The sequence below is a fragment of the Aquipseudomonas ullengensis genome (assembly GCF_014174475.1).
GTDB lineage: Bacteria > Pseudomonadota > Gammaproteobacteria > Pseudomonadales > Pseudomonadaceae > Aquipseudomonas > Aquipseudomonas ullengensis.
The window spans coordinates 410,309-430,702 of record NZ_JACJUD010000004.1 but is presented as its reverse complement, the minus strand read 5'-3'; the positions used below and the strand labels follow the sequence as shown (position 1 = coordinate 430,702).

20 protein-coding genes are annotated in these 20,394 nt (G+C 63.6%); 13 read left to right on the top strand and 7 right to left on the bottom strand.

The annotated features are described in order from the left end of the window. The first annotated feature begins 367 nt into the window (after positions 1 to 367). From H3H51_RS14335 to H3H51_RS14315, 5 genes are all read left to right on the top strand, one after another. On the top strand, positions 368 to 1,492 hold the full coding sequence (locus H3H51_RS14335; RefSeq protein WP_183089730.1) for a branched-chain amino acid ABC transporter substrate-binding protein: 1,125 nt from the start codon (positions 368 to 370) through the stop codon (positions 1,490 to 1,492). A gap of 133 nt (positions 1,493 to 1,625) precedes the next feature. Then, the gene (locus H3H51_RS14330) at positions 1,626 to 2,540 is read left to right on the top strand and encodes an ABC transporter permease subunit (RefSeq protein ID WP_183089729.1); all 915 of its coding nucleotides are present in this window, start codon (positions 1,626 to 1,628) and stop codon (positions 2,538 to 2,540) included. Positions 2,541 to 2,542: 2 nt separating this feature from the next. Beyond that, a complete protein-coding gene (livM, locus tag H3H51_RS14325; RefSeq protein ID WP_183089728.1) occupies positions 2,543 to 3,823 on the top strand; it encodes a high-affinity branched-chain amino acid ABC transporter permease LivM in 1,281 nt (426 codons plus the stop codon). Next, the gene (locus H3H51_RS14320) at positions 3,820 to 4,695 is read left to right on the top strand and encodes an ATP-binding cassette domain-containing protein (protein ID WP_183089727.1); all 876 of its coding nucleotides are present in this window, start codon (positions 3,820 to 3,822) and stop codon (positions 4,693 to 4,695) included. The genes livM and H3H51_RS14320 overlap by 4 nt, the downstream gene beginning before the upstream one ends. Next, positions 4,692 to 5,408 carry an ABC transporter ATP-binding protein gene (locus H3H51_RS14315; RefSeq protein WP_183089726.1) on the top strand — a complete coding sequence of 239 codons (717 nt, stop codon included), beginning with the start codon at positions 4,692 to 4,694 and terminating at the stop codon, positions 5,406 to 5,408. Before H3H51_RS14320 ends, H3H51_RS14315 begins: the two co-directional genes overlap by 4 nt. A gap of 388 nt (positions 5,409 to 5,796) precedes the next feature. Here the strand turns inward: H3H51_RS14315 and H3H51_RS14310 are convergent, their stop codons facing one another. From H3H51_RS14310 to phnD, 7 genes are all read right to left on the bottom strand, one after another. Continuing rightward, a complete protein-coding gene (locus H3H51_RS14310; RefSeq protein WP_183089725.1) occupies positions 5,797 to 7,383 on the bottom strand; it encodes an ABC-F family ATPase in 1,587 nt (528 codons plus the stop codon). 20 nt (positions 7,384 to 7,403) lie between these two features. Further along, positions 7,404 to 7,559: an integrase gene (locus H3H51_RS14305; protein WP_183089724.1), complete on the bottom strand. Its 156-nt coding sequence runs from the start codon at positions 7,557 to 7,559 to the stop codon at positions 7,404 to 7,406. A gap of 292 nt (positions 7,560 to 7,851) precedes the next feature. After that, positions 7,852 to 8,679, bottom strand: coding sequence for a phosphonoacetaldehyde hydrolase (phnX, locus tag H3H51_RS14300; RefSeq protein WP_183089723.1), 828 nt, complete (start codon positions 8,677 to 8,679; stop codon positions 7,852 to 7,854). A gap of 71 nt (positions 8,680 to 8,750) precedes the next feature. After that, a complete protein-coding gene (gene psrA, locus H3H51_RS14295; protein ID WP_183089722.1) occupies positions 8,751 to 9,848 on the bottom strand; it encodes an iron-containing alcohol dehydrogenase PsrA in 1,098 nt (365 codons plus the stop codon). A 131-nt stretch (positions 9,849 to 9,979) separates the two neighbouring features. Beyond that, entirely contained in the window at positions 9,980 to 10,798 is an 819-nt protein-coding gene (phnE, locus tag H3H51_RS14290; RefSeq protein WP_183089721.1) for a phosphonate ABC transporter, permease protein PhnE, read from the bottom strand. A 10-nt stretch (positions 10,799 to 10,808) separates the two neighbouring features. After that, positions 10,809 to 11,597 (bottom strand): phosphonate ABC transporter ATP-binding protein, encoded by a 789-nt coding sequence (gene phnC / locus H3H51_RS14285; protein ID WP_183089720.1) that lies wholly within the window; start codon positions 11,595 to 11,597, stop codon positions 10,809 to 10,811. Then, complete coding sequence (gene phnD, locus H3H51_RS14280; RefSeq protein WP_183089719.1) at positions 11,594 to 12,463, bottom strand: phosphonate ABC transporter substrate-binding protein; 870 nt, start codon at positions 12,461 to 12,463, stop codon at positions 11,594 to 11,596. Before phnD ends, phnC begins: the two co-directional genes overlap by 4 nt. A gap of 111 nt (positions 12,464 to 12,574) precedes the next feature. Here phnD and H3H51_RS14275 point away from each other — a divergent pair, with 111 nt between their 5' ends. From H3H51_RS14275 to H3H51_RS14240, 8 genes are all read left to right on the top strand, one after another. Then, positions 12,575 to 13,456 carry a LysR substrate-binding domain-containing protein gene (locus H3H51_RS14275; protein WP_183089718.1) on the top strand — a complete coding sequence of 294 codons (882 nt, stop codon included), beginning with the start codon at positions 12,575 to 12,577 and terminating at the stop codon, positions 13,454 to 13,456. 238 nt (positions 13,457 to 13,694) lie between these two features. Then, positions 13,695 to 14,675: a quinone oxidoreductase family protein gene (locus H3H51_RS14270; RefSeq protein ID WP_183089717.1), complete on the top strand. Its 981-nt coding sequence runs from the start codon at positions 13,695 to 13,697 to the stop codon at positions 14,673 to 14,675. A 10-nt stretch (positions 14,676 to 14,685) separates the two neighbouring features. After that, positions 14,686 to 15,534, top strand: a complete 849-nt coding sequence (locus H3H51_RS14265) for a TauD/TfdA dioxygenase family protein (protein WP_183089716.1) — start codon at positions 14,686 to 14,688, stop codon at positions 15,532 to 15,534. A 51-nt stretch (positions 15,535 to 15,585) separates the two neighbouring features. Continuing rightward, on the top strand, positions 15,586 to 16,635 hold the full coding sequence (locus H3H51_RS14260) for a BKACE family enzyme (RefSeq protein ID WP_183089715.1): 1,050 nt from the start codon (positions 15,586 to 15,588) through the stop codon (positions 16,633 to 16,635). A gap of 329 nt (positions 16,636 to 16,964) precedes the next feature. Then, positions 16,965 to 18,293 carry an MFS transporter gene (locus H3H51_RS14255; RefSeq protein ID WP_183089714.1) on the top strand — a complete coding sequence of 443 codons (1,329 nt, stop codon included), beginning with the start codon at positions 16,965 to 16,967 and terminating at the stop codon, positions 18,291 to 18,293. After that, entirely contained in the window at positions 18,290 to 18,952 is a 663-nt protein-coding gene (locus H3H51_RS14250; RefSeq protein WP_183089713.1) for a DsbA family oxidoreductase, read from the top strand. The genes H3H51_RS14255 and H3H51_RS14250 overlap by 4 nt, the downstream gene beginning before the upstream one ends. Next, positions 18,949 to 19,275, top strand: a complete 327-nt coding sequence (locus H3H51_RS14245) for a Rieske (2Fe-2S) protein (RefSeq protein ID WP_183089712.1) — start codon at positions 18,949 to 18,951, stop codon at positions 19,273 to 19,275. Before H3H51_RS14250 ends, H3H51_RS14245 begins: the two co-directional genes overlap by 4 nt. Beyond that, positions 19,272 to 20,282 (top strand): YeiH family protein, encoded by a 1,011-nt coding sequence (locus tag H3H51_RS14240; protein WP_183089711.1) that lies wholly within the window; start codon positions 19,272 to 19,274, stop codon positions 20,280 to 20,282. The genes H3H51_RS14245 and H3H51_RS14240 overlap by 4 nt, the downstream gene beginning before the upstream one ends. Positions 20,283 to 20,394 lie beyond the last annotated feature (112 nt).

Here is a 20,394-nt window from a genome sequence, read left to right as displayed (position 1 = left end):
TTCGTTTCTGCGCGGCACGATTTTTTAGCGTATGGGGCAGGGCAAGGCCGTCGCGGGCTGGCGGTTTGGCGGGCTCGAACGGTTGCGCTAATTGCTGGTGCAAGTGGGTGTTTTTACCGCACCGAAGCAGGGCGATAAATAAAGGAAAAATCACCGTTACCGAAAGTAAAAGACGCGGCTGAAAAAGCCTTCTTGGTTTTGGCGTAAATGCCTTGGTTTTTCAGTGAGGCATTTTTATTTCTTCCAAAATGCGACGAATTTTTATCAATAAGCTCTGAATTCAGGTGCTTTTCATTTCCTGGGTTAGGCTGGCATAAGCCTTGCTGTCGCAGGTTGCCAACCCCAAAACCCTCAGGAGCACAACTCCATGTCGCAGAAGATTTTCAGAAAAGGCTTTCTGGCTCTGGCGGTCACCGCCGCCGTGGGCGCTTCTTCCCTCGCACAAGCGGACGTCGTGATCGGCGTTGCCGGCCCGCATACCGGTGCCAACGCTTCGTTCGGCGAGCAATACTGGCGTGGTGCAACTCAGGCCGCCGAAGACATCAACGCCGCAGGCGGTGTGAACGGCGAGAAGATCAAACTGGTCAAGGCGGACGACGCCTGCGAACCGAAGCAGGCCGTGGCCGTGGCCAACCGCCTGGTGGATTCGGACAAGGCCGTCGGCGTGATCGGGCACTTCTGCTCCTCGTCGACCATTCCGGCGTCCGAGGTGTATGACGAGGCGGGCATCATCGCCATCACCCCGGCTTCGACCAACCCGCAAGTGACCGAGCGCGGCCTGAGCTCCATGTTCCGCATGTGCGGCCGCGATGATCAGCAAGGCGTGGTGGCCGGCGATTACCTGGTCGACAAACTGAAAGCCAAGAAAGTCGCGATCATCCATGACAAGGACACCTACGGTCAGGGCCTGGCCGATGCCACCAAGGCGCAGCTGTCTACCCGGGGCCTGGAGCCGGTGCTGTACGAAGGCCTGACCCGCGGCGAGAAGGACTTCAACGCCCTGGTTACCAAGATCCGTGCTGCCGATGCCGACGTCGTTTATTTTGGCGGCTGCCACCCGGAAGCCGGTCCACTGGTTCGCCAGATGCGCGAGCAGGGCGTGACCGCTTCGTTCGTGTCCGGCGACTGCGTGGTGACCGACGAGATGGTCACCACCGCTGGCGGCCCGCAGTACACCAAGGACGTGCTGATGACCTTCGGCGCCGACCCGCGCCTGTTGCCTGACGGCAAAGCGGTGATCGACAAGTTCCGCGCCAATGGCTTCGAGCCGGAAGGCTACACCCTGTACGCCTACGCCTCGGTGCAAGCCCTGGCGGCTGCCTTCACCGGCGCCGGCGGCACCGATGGCGCCAAGGCCAGTGCCTGGCTGAAAAGCCATCCGGTCGATACCGTGATGGGCAAGAAGGCGTTCGACGCCAAGGGCGACCTGAAAGTCTCCGACTACGTGATGTACCAGTGGGACGACAAGGGCAAGTACCACCAGCTGCCCTGATTCCCCCAGCCCGCTCCACCCGTGCATGCGGGTGGGGCGGCGCTTCCTTTCAACGTGACGCAGCGGTGTTCCGCCTGAGACGGGTGGAGGTTGCGGAACGTCCAAGCAATCCCACGCCTACGAGACTTCCTGCATGGACGGCATTTTCCTCCAGCAAATGATCAACGGGCTGACCCTGGGCTCGGTCTATGGCTTGATCGCCATTGGCTACACCATGGTTTACGGCATCATCGGCATGATCAACTTCGCCCACGGCGACGTGTACATGGTGTCTGCCTACCTCGCGGCCATCGGTCTGGCCGTGTTGAGCTTCTTCGGTTTGCAATCCTTCCCTTTTCTGATCCTCGGGACGCTGGTGTTTACCATCGTGGTCACCGGGGTCTATGGCTGGACCATCGAGCGCATCGCCTACAAGCCACTGCGCAACTCCACGCGGCTGGCGCCGCTGATCAGCGCCATCGGCATGTCGCTGATCCTGCAAAACTATGTGCAGATCAGCCAGGGCGCCCGCCAGCAGGGCGTGCCGACCCTGCTCGAAGGGGTGATCAAGTTCCATGTCGGTGACGGCTTCGTCCAGCTCACCTACACCAAGCTGTTCATCATCATCGCTTCGTTCGTCGGCATGGGCGTGCTGACCTACGTGATCCACCGCACCAAGCTCGGCCGCATGTGCCGCGCCACCCAGCAGGATCGCAAGATGGCCTCGATCCTGGGGATCAACACCGACCGGGTGATCTCCTACGTGTTCGTCATCGGCGCCTCGATGGCGGCCCTGGCTGGCGTGTTGATCACCATGAACTACGGCACCTTCGACTTCTATGCCGGCTTCATCATCGGTATCAAGGCCTTCACCGCCGCGGTACTCGGCGGCATCGGTTCGTTGCCGGGGGCGATGCTTGGCGGTCTGATCCTCGGGGTGGCCGAGGCGCAGTTCTCCGGGCTGGTCAACTCGGACTTCAAGGACGTGTTCTCCTTCTCACTGCTGGTACTGATTCTGATCTTCCGACCGCAAGGGCTCATGGGCAAACCCCATGTGGCGAAGGTGTAACGATGTCTGTCGGTCAAACCGCTTCCCTCGATATCAAGAAATGCCTGATCGATGCCGTACTCGCCGGCTTTATTGCCCTGATCGTGTTTGGCCCCATCGTCGGTGTGGTGCTGCAGGGCTACAGCTTCCAGCTTGAGCCCAAGCGCCTGGCGATCATGGTCGGCCTGGTGATGGCCGGGCGCCTGATGCTCAGCCTGTTCCTGCAGTCCTCGCGCGGGCGCGCCTTTGCCAGTTCGCTGCAGCGCCAGGACGGCGTGCATGTGCTGCCCTCGGACCACAAGTCGATGCTGCGCTACGCGATTCCGCTGCTGATCCTGCTGGCGATCGCGTTCCCGTTCTTCGCCAACAAGTACCTGTTGTCGGTGGTCATCCTCGGTCTGATCTACGTGCTGCTTGGTCTGGGCCTGAATATCGTTGTGGGCCTGGCGGGCCTGCTCGACCTGGGTTTCGTCGGCTTCTATGCGATTGGCGCCTATGGCCTGGCGCTGGGGTATCAGTACCTGGGCCTGGGCTTCTGGTCGATGTTGCCGATTGCCGTGGTGCTGGCGGCCTGCGCGGGAGCGATTCTCGGCTTCCCGGTGTTACGCATGCATGGCGACTACCTGGCCATCGTCACCCTGGGCTTCGGTGAAATCATTCGTCTGGTGTTGAACAACTGGGTGGGCTTCACCAACGGCCCAAACGGCGTGCCGGTGCCGGGCCCGACCTTCCTCGGCCTGGAGTTCGGGCGGCGGGCGAAGGAGGGCGGAGTACCGATCCACGAGTGGCTGGGCGTCAGTTACAACCCCAATGCCGAGCTGATCTTCACCTTCGTCACCCTGTTCCTGGTGGTGATGGCGGTGCTCTACATCAAGCACCGGCTGACCCGCATGCCGATTGGCCGGGCCTGGGAAGCACTGCGCGAGGACGAAATCGCCTGCCGTGCCATGGGTCTCAACCATGTGCTGGTGAAGCTCTCGGCGTTCATGATGGGCGCCGCGATCGCCGGGCTGGCTGGGGTGTTCTTCGCCACCAAGCAGGGCTTCATCGACCCCTCGTCGTTCAACTTCTTCGAGTCGGCAATCATCCTGGCCATCGTCGTGCTTGGCGGCATGGGGTCGACGGTGGGTGTGGTGATTGCGGCCTTTGTGCTGACGGTCATGCCCGAGCTGCTGCGCAGCTTCGGTGAATACCGTGTGCTGCTGCTCGGCGTGCTGATGGTGCTGATGATGATCTGGCGCCCGCGCGGCCTGGTACGCATCAGCCGTACCGGCTTTGCCCCACGCAAGGGGGTGGCGCCATGAGCGATGAGCTGATCCTCTCGGTCGACAACCTGATGATGCATTTCGGCGGCATCAAGGCGCTCAACGACGTCAACTTCAGCATCAAGCGCCACTCCATCTCGGCGCTGATCGGGCCCAACGGCGCGGGCAAGACCACGGTGTTCAACTGCCTCACCGGCTTCTATTCGGCCACCGGCGGCAGCATCAAGCTCAACGCCAATGGCTCCAGCACCAACGTGATCCAGGTGCTCGGCGAGTTCTTCCAGGCGGACGACTTCGTCAAGCCACGGCAGTTCGGCTCGCGGCTCTGGTACAAGCTGTTCGGCGGTACTCACCTGGTCAACCGCGCCGGCCTGGCGCGCACGTTCCAGAACATCCGCCTGTTCAAGGAAATGTCGGTGGTGGAGAACCTGCTGGTGGCCCAGCACATGCTCTCCAACCGCAGCCTGTTGGCCGGGGTCCTCAATACCAAGGGCTTTCGCGAGAAGGAAAACCAGCTGCTCGACCACGCCTTCTACTGGCTGGAAGTGGTCGACCTGGTGGATTGCGCCAACCGCCTGGCGGGCGAGCTGTCCTATGGTCAGCAGCGCCGCCTGGAGATCGCCCGGGCGATGTGCACCCAGCCGGAACTGATTTGCCTGGATGAGCCCGCTGCTGGCCTCAATCCGGCGGAAACCCATGCGCTGAGCCAGATCATCCGGCGCCTGCGCGACCAGCACGCCATCACCGTGCTGCTGATCGAGCACGACATGGGCATGGTCATGGATATTTCCGACCACATCGTCGTGCTCGAATACGGGAACGTGATCGCCCAGGGCGGCCCGGATGCGATCAAGAACGACCCCAAAGTCATCGCTGCCTACCTCGGCGCGGAAGAAGAGGAAGTGGCATGAGCGGGCCGTTGTTAGAGTTCAAGAACGTCGATGTGCATTACGGGCCGATCCAGGCGCTGCGCTCGGTCAGCCTGCATATCAACGAAGGCGAGACGGTCAGCCTGATCGGCGCCAACGGGGCCGGCAAGTCTACGCTGCTGATGTCGATCTTCGGCCAGCCGCGCGCCAGTGGTGGGCAGATTCTCTACCAGGGCACCGAGATCACCCACAAGAGCGCGCACTACGTGGCGTCCAATGGCATCGCCCAGTCGCCGGAGGGGCGCCGGGTGTTTCCTGACATGAGCGTCGAGGAAAACCTGCTGATGGGCACCATCCCCATTGGTACGGCCCACGCCGACGCGGACATGCAACGCATGTTCGAGCTGTTTCCACGCCTCAAGGAGCGCCGCAACCAGCGGGCCATGACCATGTCCGGGGGCGAGCAGCAGATGCTGGCGATTGCCCGTGCACTGATGAGCCGCCCCAAGCTGCTGCTGCTGGATGAACCGAGCCTGGGCCTGGCGCCGATCGTGGTGAAGCAGATCTTCCAGACCCTGCGCGAACTGGCCAAGACCGGCATGACCATCTTCCTGGTCGAGCAGAACGCCAACCACGCGCTCAAGCTGTCGGACCGCGCCTACGTGATGGTCACCGGAGAGATTCGCATGACCGGTACCGGCGCCGAACTGCTGGGCAACGAAGAAGTGCGCAACGCTTATCTCGGAGGGCATTGAGAGCCGGATATAACCGCAATAGAAAGGCTATGTCTCTTTCCGTGCTGCCGAAAGCCTCTGGATTCCCGCCTGCGCGGGAATGACGAGGCAGGGGTGTAGCACAGCGTCCTCCCACCCACTTCGTCATTCCCGCGCAGGCGGGAATCCAGATCGGTGCAGGGACGGACGGGAAGGTTTCTCCCCTGGCAACACATAACTGGAACACAGCCAATAAAAAGGGCATCCCATGGGATGCCTTTTTTGTTTTCACAATCATGAGGGGCGAGCGAGCTAGAGCCAGACAAGGCGCAAGCGGGCGAGGCGAAGGCGCGGAGTTTACTCACTGTAAATGAGCAGCCTGAGCCCGCTTGCAACGCCGGCTGGCCGACGCGCAGCCGGCCAGTCTCGGTTAGACGATTACGCCTTGGCTGCGCAGGTAGTCATCGTAGGTGCCACTGAAGTCGGTGATGCCGTTCGGCGACAGCTCGATGATGCGCGTGGCCAGGGAGCCGACGAACTCGCGGTCGTGGCTGACGAAAATCAGCGTGCCCGGGTAGTTCTCCAGCGCCAGGTTGAGCGACTCGATGGACTCCATGTCCAAGTGGTTGGTCGGCTCGTCCATCACCAGCACGTTGGGCTTTTGCACGATCAGCTTGCCGAACAGCATGCGGCCTTGCTCACCACCGGAGATGACTTTCACCGACTTGAGGATCTCGTCGTTGGAAAACAGCATGCGGCCGAGGGTGCCACGCACCGCCTGCTCGCCCTGGGTCCACTGGCTCATCCAGTCGAACAGGGTCACGTCGTCTTCGAAGTCGTGGGCGTGGTCCTGGGCGTAGTAGCCCAGTTCAGCGCTGTCGGTCCATTTGACCGAACCGGCGTCCGGGGTCAGCTCGCCGACCAGGGTACGCAGCAGGGTGGTCTTGCCGATGCCGTTGGGGCCGATGATCGCCACGCGCTCGCCGGCTTCGACCTGGAAGCTGAAGTTCTTGAACAGCGTCTTGCCGTCGAAGCCTTTGCCCATTTTCTCGACCATCACGGCCTGGCGGTGCAGCTTCTTGTTCTGCTCGAAGCGGATGAACGGGCTGACGCGGCTGGACGGCTTGACCTCGGCCAGCTGGATCTTGTCGATCTGCTTGGCACGGCTGGTGGCCTGCTTGGCTTTCGAGGCGTTGGCCGAGAAGCGGCTGACGAAGTTCTGCAGTTCGCTGATCTGCGCCTTCTTCTTCGCGTTGTCCGACAGCAGTTGCTCGCGCGACTGGGTGGCGGCGGTCATGTACTCGTCGTAGTTGCCCGGGAACAGGCGCAGCTCGCCGTAGTCCAGGTCAGCCATGTGGGTGCACACGCTGTTCAGGAAGTGACGGTCGTGAGAGATGATGATCATGGTGCTGTTGCGCTGGGTGAGGATGTTTTCCAGCCAACGGATGGTGTTGATGTCCAGGTGGTTGGTGGGTTCGTCCAGCAGCAGCACTTCCGGGTCGGAGAACAGCGCCTGGGCCAGCAGCACGCGCAGTTTCCAGCCTGGGGAGACTTCGCTCATCGGACCGAAGTGCTGTTCCAGCGGAATACCCAGACCGAGCAGCAGTTCACCCGCGCGGGACTCGGCGGTGTAGCCGTCCATCTCGGCGAACTCACCTTCGAGCTCGCCGACCTTCATGCCGTCTTCTTCGCTCATTTCTGCCAGCGAATAAATGCGGTCGCGCTCGGCTTTGATCTTCCACAGCTCTTCGTGACCCATGATCACGGTATCGATCACGGTGAATTCTTCGTAGGCGAACTGATCCTGGCGCAATTTACCCAGGCGTACGTTCGGCTCGAGCATCACCTGGCCGCCGGACGGCTCCAGATCACCACCGAGGATTTTCATGAAGGTCGACTTGCCGCAGCCGTTGGCCCCGATCAGGCCGTAGCGGTTGCCGTTGCCGAACTTGACGGAAACGTTCTCGAACAGCGGCTTGGCGCCGAACTGCATGGTGATGTTGGCTGTGGAAATCAAGAGGCTCTATCTCGCGGGTTTCAAAGGTGTTCGGTTACGCTTGGGGCACTTTTGGGGGCAAAAGCTGATTTTTCCATCTCTGCCCAGTCACTCGCGCCATACAGCCAGCAGGCATACCGAGTCAGCAGGATCTGAATCGAATGGCCGAGCTGCTTGGCGATGAATGCGGGCTTCATGCCAGCCATCAAGCACAGGGTTGCGTAAGTGTGGCGCGCATTGTACGGGGGTCGGTAACGAATACCCAGTGCCTTTAGGGCGGGTCGCCACTGATGATGCAGGCCACTCGTCTGTTGGATGCGCTCTGCGTTCTTGTTCGGAGGGAGGTCAGGGGGTATCGGTGATCCTGCCGATGCCAACGCACAAGCCCTAGGCGCTCCTGCGGCGTGCATAGGGCGCAACGCTTTACCAAGCCTGGAGCCCCGCCAGTGTGAGGCTCTCTGCTTGTGCCTCTACTAAAACCGTCGCTCGTCAGCAGTTCTGGGGCAGTTCGCCTCGGGCCAGGCGCTGGTTGATGGCGTCGATGACGGCGGGTAGTTCGGCGATGGTGTCGATCAGGTAATGAGGGCGGCTGCCTGCGAAGGCATCGGTGATTCGCTCGCGCTGCACAGCCAGATCTGCAGCGGGCAATGCCTGGTACTGCTCGTAGGTCAGGCCCAGGGCATTGCCCGAGCAGGTCAGTGCGACCGTCCACATGCCTGCGCTGCGTCCTTCCAGAATCCCGGGCCAGGTGTCATCGACTTTCACGCAGGCTGCGACATCCTCGATGCCCAGGGCAATCACGTTGGCCAAGGACTGGGCGGGGTGGGGGCGTCCGTTGGGCACCTCATCGGTGGCGACCACATGATCGGCCACATAGCCGTTCTGCCGCGCCAGTTCCACGACCTTTGCCATCACCACCGCCGGGTAGCCGGAGCAGGAGCCGATCAACATCCCTTGGGCCCGCAGGCTGGCGATGGCCTCAAGCGCGCCGGGGATGAGTTGCGAGTGCAGGGCGATCTTCTCGATCTGCAGCGGCATGAAGCGCTGATAGATAGCCGTGACATCTTCATCCGTCGGTCGATGCCCGATTACCGCGACGAAACGCTCGGCAATGCCGGGCACGTCGCACAGCGTGCGGATGTGATCCCACTTGCCCATGCCCATGGGGCCGCGAGCCTCAGCCAGGGTGATCTGCACAGCGAATTCGGCGAAGGCTTCGACAAAGATCTGGGTCGGGGCGAACGAGCCGAAATCGACGACAGTACCCGCCCAGTCGAGGATGGCGGCCTTGAGTTGGCGGGGTGGCTGGTAGTGCATGGGTCAAGCTCCTGTGACGGCTCAGATGGAAAGAGTTGCTGGTGCGGGGCGCATGGCTGGCCCTGCGCGGTTTATGCGCGGGCGGCAGTCGAGCCGATGAAGTTCTGCCCGCGGGCGCCGTGGATGGCGGCTTCGAGAATGGCCTGCGCCTCGTCGGTGGTGACCCCGTAATCGGCGAATTCGGTCTTCACCGCCAGGCTGTGCAGGAATGCCCGCAGGCGCGCCTGGGCGGCGTCCAGTTCGGGGCCGAAGATCCGTTGCAGCGTGCGGTCGCGGGTGGCGTCCCGGCCCCAGGCCAGGCCCAGCACCAGCGGCAGGGTGAACGAGCAGGCAATGCCGTGGGGCAGGCCATGACGCAGGGTCATCTCGTAGGAAATCGAGTGGGCCAGTGCGGTCTTGGTGTTGGAAAACGCCATGCCGGCCTTCAACGCAGCCAGCGCCATGCGCGAGCGCAGTTCCGGGTTCGCCAGGTCGTTATGCAGCTGCGGCAGGCATTCCAGGATGTCTTCGATGGCGGCCACCGCGAAGGTGTCGGAGATCGGGTTGGCGTTGTGGTTCCAGATCGCCTCCAGGGCGTGGGACAGGGCATCCAGGCCGGTGGAAACGGTCACGCTGGCGGGCACCGTCATCATCAGTTGCGGGTCGATCAGCGCGACCGTTGGCCAGGTGCAATCCAGATGCAGGGAATACTTTTTCTGGTTATCGGCATCCCAGAGGGTTGCCCAGGGCGTGACCTCGCTGCCGGTGCCGGCGGTGGTCGGCGCGGCAATCAGGCGCTTGCAGCGAGACGGCACGAAGGATTCGCCGCTGGCCAGCAACGCCAGCAGTTCATCGAAGCAGCCGCCTTCGGTGCCGACGATCAGCGCCTTGGCGGTGTCGATCGCGCTGCCACCGCCGACCGCGACCACGGTGTGGCAATCGCCGGCCTCGCGCCAGAAACGCTCATAGGTACCCCGCAGCTGGGCGACGTCGGGGTTGGGTTGCACGTCTTCGATCACGCACACCAGGCGCTCGCCCAGGATGGTCTGGATGCGCTCGACCAGGCCCAGCGCACGTGCTTCGGGGAAGATGACCAGGGCGACCTTCTGGCCTTCGGTCAGGTCGGCGAGCAGCTCGATACTGCCCCAGCCGAAGCGGGTATCGACCGGGTTGTGGAAACGGGAAGTCATGCGCACTCCTGGATTGCGGCTTTGCGCGGGACGAGGCTGGCCCGTCCTGAGCGAAACCGGACAAGTAACTGGGTGAGAGAGCAGCCGCCACGGCAGGTCGAGGCCTGCCAGGCGAGCTGAAAGCAACGGGTCTAGTGGCTGGCGCCGCGCTGGATGGCGTTGCGCAAGCGGCTGGAAATGGCATCGGCAGCCACCACCATGCAGGTGATGACGATGATGCAGGTGGCGGTTTCCGGGTACTTGAACAGCTTGAGGCTGCTCACCAGCTCGAAGCCCAGGCCGCCGGCCCCGACCATGCCCAGCACCGTTGCCGAGCGCAGATTCACCTCGAAGCGGTACAGCACCACGGCGATCCAGGCCGTGATCACCTGCGGTAACACGCCGAAGGCGATGACCTGCAGCGGTCGCGCGCCGGTGGCCTGCAGGGCTTCGATCGGGCCCTGATCGATCTCCTCGATGCTCTCGGCGAAGAACTTGCCGAGCATGCCCAGCCCGTGCAGCGCCAGGGCCAGTACGCCGGGAAAGGGTCCCAGGCCCACAGCCGAGACAAAAATCAGCGCCAGGATCAGTTCGTTGATGCTGCGGGTGACGTTGAGGAACTGCCGGGTGCCGTGGTACAGCACGCGATTGCGCGAAAGGTTGCGCGCGGCCAGAAAGGACAGCGGCACCGCCAACACCACGCCGAGCAGGGTGCCCCAGATCGCGATCTGCAGGGTTTCCAGGGCCGGCTGCCACAGGCGCGGCAGAATGCTGAAGTCCGGCGGCATGGTGCGCCCAAGGAAATCGCCTATCTGCGGCAGGCCGTTGGCCAGCTCTGCGATGCTCAACTGAGCGCCTTCGGCGCTCCAATGCAGTACCAGGACCACTGCCAGCACCAGGGCCGCGCTGCCCAGCCAGCCACGCGGGCCTTGTGGCATATCGACGGTCCAAAGGTATTTACGAGCCTGCATGGTGGTACCCCTATTCGTTGGCATAGTGCACGCGCATGGGGCCGATTGAGCGACTGGGTGCTGGCTCGGGCTCCTGGCCGGGGTAGATGCGCTGCAGGTCTGCGTCGGTCATGTCCGAGGCAATACCGTCGTAGACCATGCGCCCGTGGGCGAGGCCGACGATGCGGTCGCCGAACTCCCGGGCGTAATCCACCTGGTGCAGGTTGCACACCACGGTGATGCCGAGTTCGCGCGTGGCATCGCGCAGGTATTGCAGCACCAGGCGCGCGGTTTTCGGGTCCAGGCTGGCCACCGGCTCGTCGGCCAGGATTACCTTGGGTCGCTGCGCCAGGGCACGGGCAATGCCCACGCGTTGCATCTGCCCACCGGACAGCGAGTCGGTGCGCTGCTGCGCCTTGTGCGCCAGCTCGACGCGCTGCAGGCATTGCATGGCCAGGTCGACGTCCTCGCGGCGAAACAGCTGCAGCACCGAGGCGAGCGTCGACACCGAGCCCAGGCGCCCGGTCAGCACGTTCTTCAGCACCGACAGGCGCGGCACTACGTTGTGGTGCTGGAAGATCATCGCCACCTGCTGGCGCAGGGCGCGGGTATCGCTGCAGCCGATGGCATCGACGCCAGCGATGGTCAGCTCACCGCCATCTGCCTGTACCAGGCGGTTCATGCAGCGCAGCAGGGTGGATTTGCCCGCGCCGGATTGCCCCAGTATCACCACGAACTCGCCTGCACCGATCTGCAGGTCGATACCTCGCAGCACGGCATTGCTGCCGTACTGCTTGGTCAGGTGGTGCACGCTGATCATTTCATGCTCCGCAGGTCCAGGTTGAGGACCTTGGCGGTATCACGCACGACGTCATAGGCTGCGTCGTTGGTGGGCTGGAAGCCGTTGAGCATGCCCTGGTCGCCCCACGGCACGTCTTTCATCGAGGCCAGTGCGGCGGCGATCTGCTGTTTCAGCTGCGGGTCCAGGGCTTTGCGCCAGACCATCGGCGACTCGGGAATCGAGCGCGAGGTCCACACCACCTGGAAGTCGTCCTGCTTGACCACGCCCTTGGCCACGGCGCCGTTCAGGATGCGATCGGCGACGGCGGCCGCGTCGACCTTGTTGTTCTCCACGGCCAGGATGCTGGCGTCGTGGGAGCCGGAGAAGATCACCCGCGAGAACAGTTTTTCCGGGTCATAGCCGGCCTGTTCCAAACCAGCCTTGGGGAACAGGTGGCCCGAGGTGGAGCTGGGGTCGACGAAGGCGAAGGTGCGCCCCTTGAGGTCGGCCAGGTTGCGGATACCGCTGTCCTTGCGCGCCAGGATCAGGCTCTTGTAGGCGCTCTGGCCGGTCTTCTTGGTTTCCGCCACGGCGAAGGCTTCGACATCGGCAACCGAGGCAGCCAGCACGTAGGAGAATGGGCCGAGGTAGGCGACATCCAGCTTGCCGGCGCGCAGGGCTTCGATGATGCCGTTGTAGTCGGTGGCCACGAACGGCTCGACGGGCATGCCCAGCTGTTTTTCCAGGCTGTCGAGCACTTGCTGGCTGCTTTCGATCATGGCCTGGGAGTCTTCGGAAGGAATCAGGCCGATGGTCAGTTTTTCCGCGGCCTGGGCCGTGCCGACAGTGAGCAGCGGCAGCAACGCAAAACCGGCGATACGGAGTAACGAGGCGATAGAGGTCATGGCATTTCCAGCAGGTGTGGTTGAAGTAGGCACAGGCTAGAAACGTCACGTGACAGTCATACGATCAATTCAATATGCGTTTTCCCTACCGAGTATTGATGGAGTCTATGGATGTCGACCGCCAGGATCCGCGCCTTTCTCGCCGTGGCCCGGCATGGCAGCTTCAGTGCCGGAGCCCGCACGCTGGGCCTGAGCCAGCCCACCCTGACGACCCAGGTGCAGAGCCTGGAGCGCCAGCACAACGTTGAACTGTTCCATCGCAAGGGCCGGCGCATCGAGCTGTCGGATGTCGGCCGGCAACTGCTACCTATCGCCCAGCGCATGGCCTTGCTGGAGCTGGAAGCCAACAACCTGTTGCGCGACTCCGGGCGGCTCGACAGTGGTCAGCTCAAGCTCGGCGCCGTGGGCCCGTTCCACGTCATCGAGATGGTCGATGGTTATCGCCAGCAATACCCGCGCATCGATGTCTCCATTCGGGTCGGCAACTCGGCGCAGGTGCTGGCAGACCTGGAGCAGTACGTCACCGACATTGCCGTGCTCGCCGGTAGGCATGACGACCCGGGCCTGTGCGCCGTGCTGTACGCGCGCCACGCCATCACTCTGTTTGCCAGCCAGGATCACCCCTTCGCCCGGCGTGGCGGCGTGCGGCTGGAGGAGCTGGAAGACCAACCGTTGCTGCAACGGGAAACCGGCTCCACGACTCGCCTGGCCATGGAGCGAGCACTGGCTGCAGCGGGTGTGACACCGCGCAAGGCAATGGAGATCGGCAGCCGTGAAGCGCTGCGCGAAGCCGTGGCGCGAGGTATAGGCATCGGCGCGGTGTCCGAGGCCGAGTTCATTCCGGACCCGCGCATCCAGCCCGTTCGCATCGAGGGGGAGGGGATCTATACCGAGACCTACCTTTATTGCCTGGCAGAGCGCCGCAACAGTCGACTGGTCTCTTCGTTTTTCGAATCAGTGCAAACCGCAAAGCCCGCGAGCGTAGAGAGCTAGGTCGGGGCGCGCGAAGGCTTGGAAGTCTCTACAGACACCGAGGCTCTTCACTACCAGCCATGCTTTGACAGCGCGATTTAAAGCCTGGCATTTCGGGCCAGGCGTTCTAGCCAGTCCCCCATCTCCCTATGTCACGAAATGAAAAGCGCCTGTCGTGCGATGAGAAGCACTCGTTCGGGGGCAGTTCTACAGTCCGATCCACGCTATTGGTGGCTAATAACAAGACTGGAGAACAGGCATGGCCAAAGCCGTCCGCTTTTACGAGGCCGGGGGTCCCGAGGTGTTGCGCTACGAGGACGTCGAGGTCGGCGAGCCCGGCCCGGGGCAAGTGCGCATCCGTCACGTCGCTGTCGGCTTGAACTACGCCGACACCTATTTCCGCAACGGTACCTACCCGATCCCGCTGCCCAACGGCATGGGCGTGGAAGCGGCCGGTGTGGTGGTGGAGCTGGGCGAGGGCGTGGACAACGTCGCAGTAGGCGACCGGGTCACCTACACCGGCTTCCTCAATACCCTCGGCGCCTACAGCACCGAGCGCCTGATCGCGGCTGCACCGCTGATCAAGCTGCCGGAGACCATCTCCTTCGAGACTGCCGCGGCCATGACCATGCGCGGCCTGACCTCGTCCTACCTGATGCGTCGCATCTATGACTTCAAGCCGGGCGACAGCATTCTGCTGCACGCCGCTGCCGGGGGAGTCGGCCTGATCGTCTCGCAGTGGGCCAAGCTGCTCGGCCTCAACGTGATCGGCACGGTGTCCACCGAGGCCAAGGCCGAAGTCGCCCGCGCCCACGGTTGCGCCCACACCATCAACTACAGCCACGAAGACGTTGCCAGCCGCGTACGCGAGCTGACCGATGGCGTCGGCGTCAACGTGGTGTTCGACAGTGTCGGCAAGAACACCTTCATGGGCTCGCTGGATTCGCTCAAGCGCCGTGGCCTGCTGGTTTGTGTCGGCACCGCTTCGGGTCCGATCGACGGTTTTAATCCGCAACTGCTGGCGATGAAGGGGTCGTTGTACATGACCCGTCCGGCCCTGGCCGACTACATCGCCGATCCGGCAGAGAAGGCCGCGCTGGCTGGCGAGCTGTTCGACCACGTCGGCAGCGGCCGGATCAAGATCGAGATCAACCAGCACTACGCCCTGCAGGACGCGGTGCAGGCGCACCGTGACCTGGAGTCGCGCAAGACCACCGGTTCATCGATCTTCGTCATCTGAGGAGGCCAGCATGCGTATTGAACAACTGACCTGCGCCATCGGTGCCGAACTGAGTGGTGTGAACCTGGGTGATGCCGCGCGTGACGACGGCCTGTTCGCCGAGATCAAGCAACTGCTGCTGCAACACAAGGTGCTGTTCCTGCGTGACCAGGACTTCAGCCGGGCCGAACACGTGGCCTTCGCTCGCCGCTTCGGCGAGCTGGAGGACCACCCGGTGGCTGGCAGCGATCCGGAGCATCCGGGCCTGGTGCGTATCTACAAGACGCCGGATAAGCCCAACGACCGCTACGAAAACTCATGGCACACCGACGCCACCTGGCGCGAGGCACCGCCCATGGGCTGCGTGCTGCGCTGCGTGGAGTGCCCGCCGGTAGGTGGCGACACCATGTGGGCGAACATGGCGCTGGCCTATGCAAACCTGCCGGCCGAGATCAAGACCAAGATCGAGGGCCTGCGCGCCCGCCACAGCATCGAGGCGAGCTTCGGTGCGGCCATGCCGATCGAGAAGCGCCTGGCGCTCAAGGCGACCTACCCGGACGCCGAGCACCCGGTGGTGCGTACCCACCCGGAAACGGGCGAGAAGGTGCTGTTCGTCAACGCCTTCACCACGCACTTCAGCAACTACCACACGCCCGAGCGGGTGCGCTTCGGCCAGGACGCCAACCCCGGCGCGAGTGACCTGCTGCGCTACCTGATCAGCCAGGCGTACATCCCCGAATACCAAGTGCGCTGGCGCTGGAAGCCGAACAGCGTGGCGATCTGGGACAACCGCTGTACCCAGCATTACGCCGTCATGGACTACCCCGCATGCCACCGCAAGATGGAACGTGCCGGGATCATCGGTGACAAGACCTACTGAGTCGAAGCGCCCTAGACGCATCGCTCACTATCAATTTTTTGAGGCAAAGAAATGAACTTCCTCGACGGCTCTCTCTTCCCTGAAAACCAGGACAAGCTGGTCATCACCGTAGCGCCCTATGGCCCTGAATGGTTCCCCTCCGACTACCCGGAAGATATTCCGGTGACCATGGAAGAGCAGATTCAGAAGGCCGTCGACTGCTACGCCGCGGGCGCCGCGGTACTTCACCTGCATGTGCGTGAGCTGGACGGCAAGGGCTCCAAGCGCCTGTCCATGTTCAACGAACTGATTGCTGGCGTGCGCAAGGCCGTGCCGGACATGGTCATCCAGGTCGGCGGCTCCATCTCCTTCGCGCCCCCGGAAGATGGCGCAGCGGCGAAGTGGCTGCATGACGACACTCGCCACATGCTCGCCGAGCTCGACCCCAAGCCCGATCAGGTCACTGTGACGGTCAACACCACGCAGATGAACGTCATCGAGCAGATGGATGTGCGCGACTACACCGGCACCTCCATGGGTAGCGATACCTACGAAGCCTACCGCGAGATGATCGTGCCTTCCGGCCCCGGCTTCATCGAGGAGCACGTCAAGCGCCTGAGCGCTGCCGGCATCCAGAGCGCCTTCCAGTTCTACAACATCAACAGCTACGAGTCGGTGGAGCGCCTGATCCGTCGCGGCGTCTACAAGGGGCCGCTGGTGTGCAACTGGGTAGCGATCGGCGGTGGCATGGACCAGCCGCATATCTACAGCCTGGCCAACTTCCTGCGGGCCATCCCCGACGGCACCATGCTGACGGTGGAAAGCACCATGCTCAACACCCTGCCGGTCAACCTGATGGGCATGGCGATGGGCTTGCACGTGCGCTGCGGTATCGAGGACAACATCTGGACCCAGGACCGTTCGCGCAAGATGACCTCCGTCGAGCAGGTCGAGCAGTTGGTGCGCATCGCCAAGGAAATCGGCCGGCCGGTTGCCAACGGCCAGGAAGCCCGCGAAATCCTCAAGATCGGCGTGTTCTACGACACCGTCGAAGAAACCCTGGCCGCCAACGGCTTCGCCCCGAACCCGAAGGGCGGTCAGCAAGGCTTCCTGCGCAAATGATTGATCCGCAGCCGATGGGGGAGAGCCGCGACAGCGGCGTAACCCCTTAGGCAATGAGTCAGTCCCCTGCGGGTCAGGTCAGGGGGCGGATACTGTGAGCACGGGCTGACCCGTGCGCGCAGGGGCCGTGACGGACACGGGGCCTGGCCTTGTGTCCGACCGACTTCGATCCGTTTGTGCAAAGGCTTCTACCCGGTCGGCGCCACCCGCTTGTCACCACACTGACACGCTCAGGCGCCGAGCGTCGGTTCCCACGAAGAGCCAGGCCGAAGCCTTTGCACAACCGGTTCCACACAGAACAACAACAATACGTTTTCTAGGAGGCACTCATGGCCTTTCATCACAGCGCAGACAATGAGGTCGATACCTCGTCTGGCATTCCGCGCAGTTATGCCTGGGTGGTTTTCGCCCTGACTTTCGGCCTGCTGATTTCCGACTACATGTCGCGGCAGGTGCTCAACGCCGTGTTCCCCTTGCTGAAGGGCGAGTGGGCACTGTCCGACAGCCAGCTGGGCCTGCTCAGCGGCATCGTCGCGCTGATGGTCGGCCTGCTGACTTTTCCGCTGTCGCTGCTGGCCGACCGTTTCGGCCGGATCAAGAGCCTGACGCTCATGGCTGTGCTGTGGAGCCTGGCGACCCTGGGCTGTGCCTTGGCTGAGAACTACCAGCAGATGTTAATCGCCCGCTTCCTGGTCGGCGTCGGCGAGGCGGCCTATGGCAGCGTCGGCATCGCGGTGGTGGTATCGGTGTTCCCCCGCGAGATGCGCGCCACCCTCTCGGGTGCCTTCATTTCCGGTGGCATGTTCGGCTCGGTGCTGGGCATGGCGGCTGGCGGGTTCATGGCGCAGCATTTTGGCTGGCGCTGGGCCTTTGCCGGCATGGCGCTATTCGGCTTGCTGCTGGCCTCGCTCTATCCACTGATCGTGCGTCAGGCGCGCATTGCCCCGCAGCGTGCCGTGGTGGCCGCAGGCCAGGTGGCGGACAAGATCAGCCGGCCGCTGCGCACCCTGTATTCCAGTCGCTCGGTGATCAGCGCCTATGTTGGCAGCGGCCTGCAGCTGTTCGTCGGCGGCACCGTGATCGTGTGGATGCCCAGCTACCTCAACCGCTTCTACGGCATGACCACCGAGAAGGCCGGCGCGGTGGCGGCGATCATCGTCCTGTGTAGCGGTGCCGGGATGATCTTCTGCGGCATGCTTTGCGACCGTCTGTGCCGCAATCACCCGGATCGCAAGATCGTACTGTGCGTCGGCTACTGCCTGGGCAGCTGCCTGCTGCTGTCGCTGGCCTTTGCCCTGCCGTTCGGCACGCCGCAGCTGGTGCTGATCGGCCTGGGCATGCTGATCGCCGCCGGCACCACCGGTCCGTCCGGAGCAATGGTCGCCAACCTGACCCATTACTCGGTGCACGGTACCGCCTTCGCCACCCTGACCCTGGCCAACAATCTGCTGGGGTTGGCCACCGGCCCGCTCCTTACCGGCAAAGTCTCCGATGTGATCGGCCTGGATAACGCCTTCCAGCTGGTGCCGCTGGTGAGCATCGCCGCCGCCGCCGTTTTCCTCTATTGCCGCCGCCATTACCTGCTGGACATCGCCCGCCTGCGTGGCGAGCCAGGCCGGGAGGAAGCCGGCGCGACCGTGCTGGAGGTACAGCCGTGAGCCGTGCATTGCGTATCGACGTGGCCTTCGACTTCATCTGCCCCTGGTGCCTGATCGGCAAGCGTCAGCTGGAACTTGCCATGACGCAGCTGCAGCAGACGTTGCCGCACCAGGTGGTGAGTGTCGACTGGCAGGGCGTGCAGCTGTTGCCCCATCTGCCGGTTGGCGGCGAGCCGTTCCGCGAGTTCTACCAGCGTCGCCTGGGCAGCGAGTCGGCCGTGCAGATGCGCCAGATGCAGGTGCAGGAAGCGGCCGAGGCCGTCGGCCTGCAGATCAAGTTCGAGCGCATCAGCCGGATGCCCAATACCGCCGATGCCCATCGCCTGTTGCGGCATGCCAGCGGGCTGGGCAGCCCACAGCAGCGCGACTACCTGCTGGAACGGTTGTTCGCCGCGCATTTCCTGTACGGCGAGGACCTCGGCAACAGCAACACCCTGCTGTCCATTGCCGAAACCTGCGGCTACCCGCGCGAGAACATGGCGCGTGCGCTGTACCGTGACGGCCGGCCCTTCCAGTCGCCGGACGTGAACGCCAGCAGCGTGCCGCAGTTCGTCTTCGATGAGCAGCTGCAGCTGACTGGTGCGCAACCGGCCGAGCTGCTGCTGCGTGGCATGTACGAGGCCCTCAGCGTGCCGCAACGGCGGAGCCTGCTGGTATGACCCTGCGTCATCCGGTGCCGGCCAGCCAGGTGCCGGCAGCAGGGCAGCGCGCGCTGATCGGGTTCGGCGATCACAGCATCGCCCTGTTCAACCTGGCCGGGCAGTTTTTCGCCATCGCCGACAGTTGCCCGCACCAGGGTTCCTCCCTGTGCGCCGGCGAGTTGCAGGGGCGACTGATTCAGTGCCGCTCCCACGGCCTGCGCTTCGACTTGGCCAGTGGCTACCTGGCCAACTCCGACCGACTGAAGGTTGCCACCTACCCGATCGAGGAGGAGGGCGGCCAGTTGTTCATCGTCATTGCCAATGAGGTTTCCGCGTCATGAGCGCCATCGCTCTTACCCAGTTCAATGTCCGTGCCCGCGAACTGGCGCCGGGCATTACCGTCAGCCTGGTGGTCGCTGCCGCCGCCACCTTCCTCTCCGAACACTACGGCGCACCGGTGATGCTGTTCGCCCTGCTGCTGGGGCTGTCACTCAACTTCCTTGCCGGCGAGGGCAAGTGCAAGGTCGGGATCGAGTTCACCGCGCGCACCGTGCTGCGCATTGGCGTGGCCCTGCTGGGCATGCGCATCACCCTGGAACAGATCGCCGCGCTGGGCTGGAAACCCCTAGCCCTGGTGGTGACCCTGGTAGTGGTGACCATCCTGGTCTCGGTGGTGGCGGCCAAGGCGCTGGGCTTCCAGCGCCTGTTCGGCATGCTCACCGGCGGCGCTACGGCAATCTGCGGCGCCTCGGCGGCGTTGGCCCTGGCCGCCGCGCTGCCCAACCACCCCCAGAAGGAGCGCGCCACCCTGTTCACCGTGATCGGCGTGTCGGCGCTGTCGACCCTGGCGATGATCCTCTACCCGATGATCGCCAACGCCCTCGGCCTGTCGCCGCAGGAAGCCGGGGTGTTCCTCGGCGCCACCATTCACGATGTGGCCCAGGTGGTCGGCGCCGGCTACAGCATGTCGCCGGAAACCGGCGACACCGCCACGGTGGTCAAGCTGATGCGCGTGGCCATGCTGCTGCCGGTGATCGTGGCGGCCGCCATGATCACCCGCATGCAGGGCGCCGAGACTGGTGGCCAGCGTCCGCCGCTGCTGCCCTGGTTCGCCGTCGGTTTCCTGATCCTGGCCTGCGTCAACAGCACCGGCTGGGTGCCGGCGCTGGTGCAGACCGGGGTTAACGAAGCTTCGCGCTGGTGCCTGGTGGTGTCCATCGCCGCCCTGGGCATGAAGACCCAGCTCAAGGAACTGGCCACGGTGGGCATCAAGCCGATCCTGTTGATGGTTGGCGAAACCGTCTTCCTTGTCGTCCTGGTGCTGCTGCTGATGCATTGGGGCCTCTGAAACCACCGGTAGAGCGTCTGCTACACCCCGTTTACTCCATGGTGGGGTGTGCTCCGTCGGGGCCTCGGTCCCGGCATTCGTGCGACGGCTGCTGCTCCTGCGGCCGTCCACA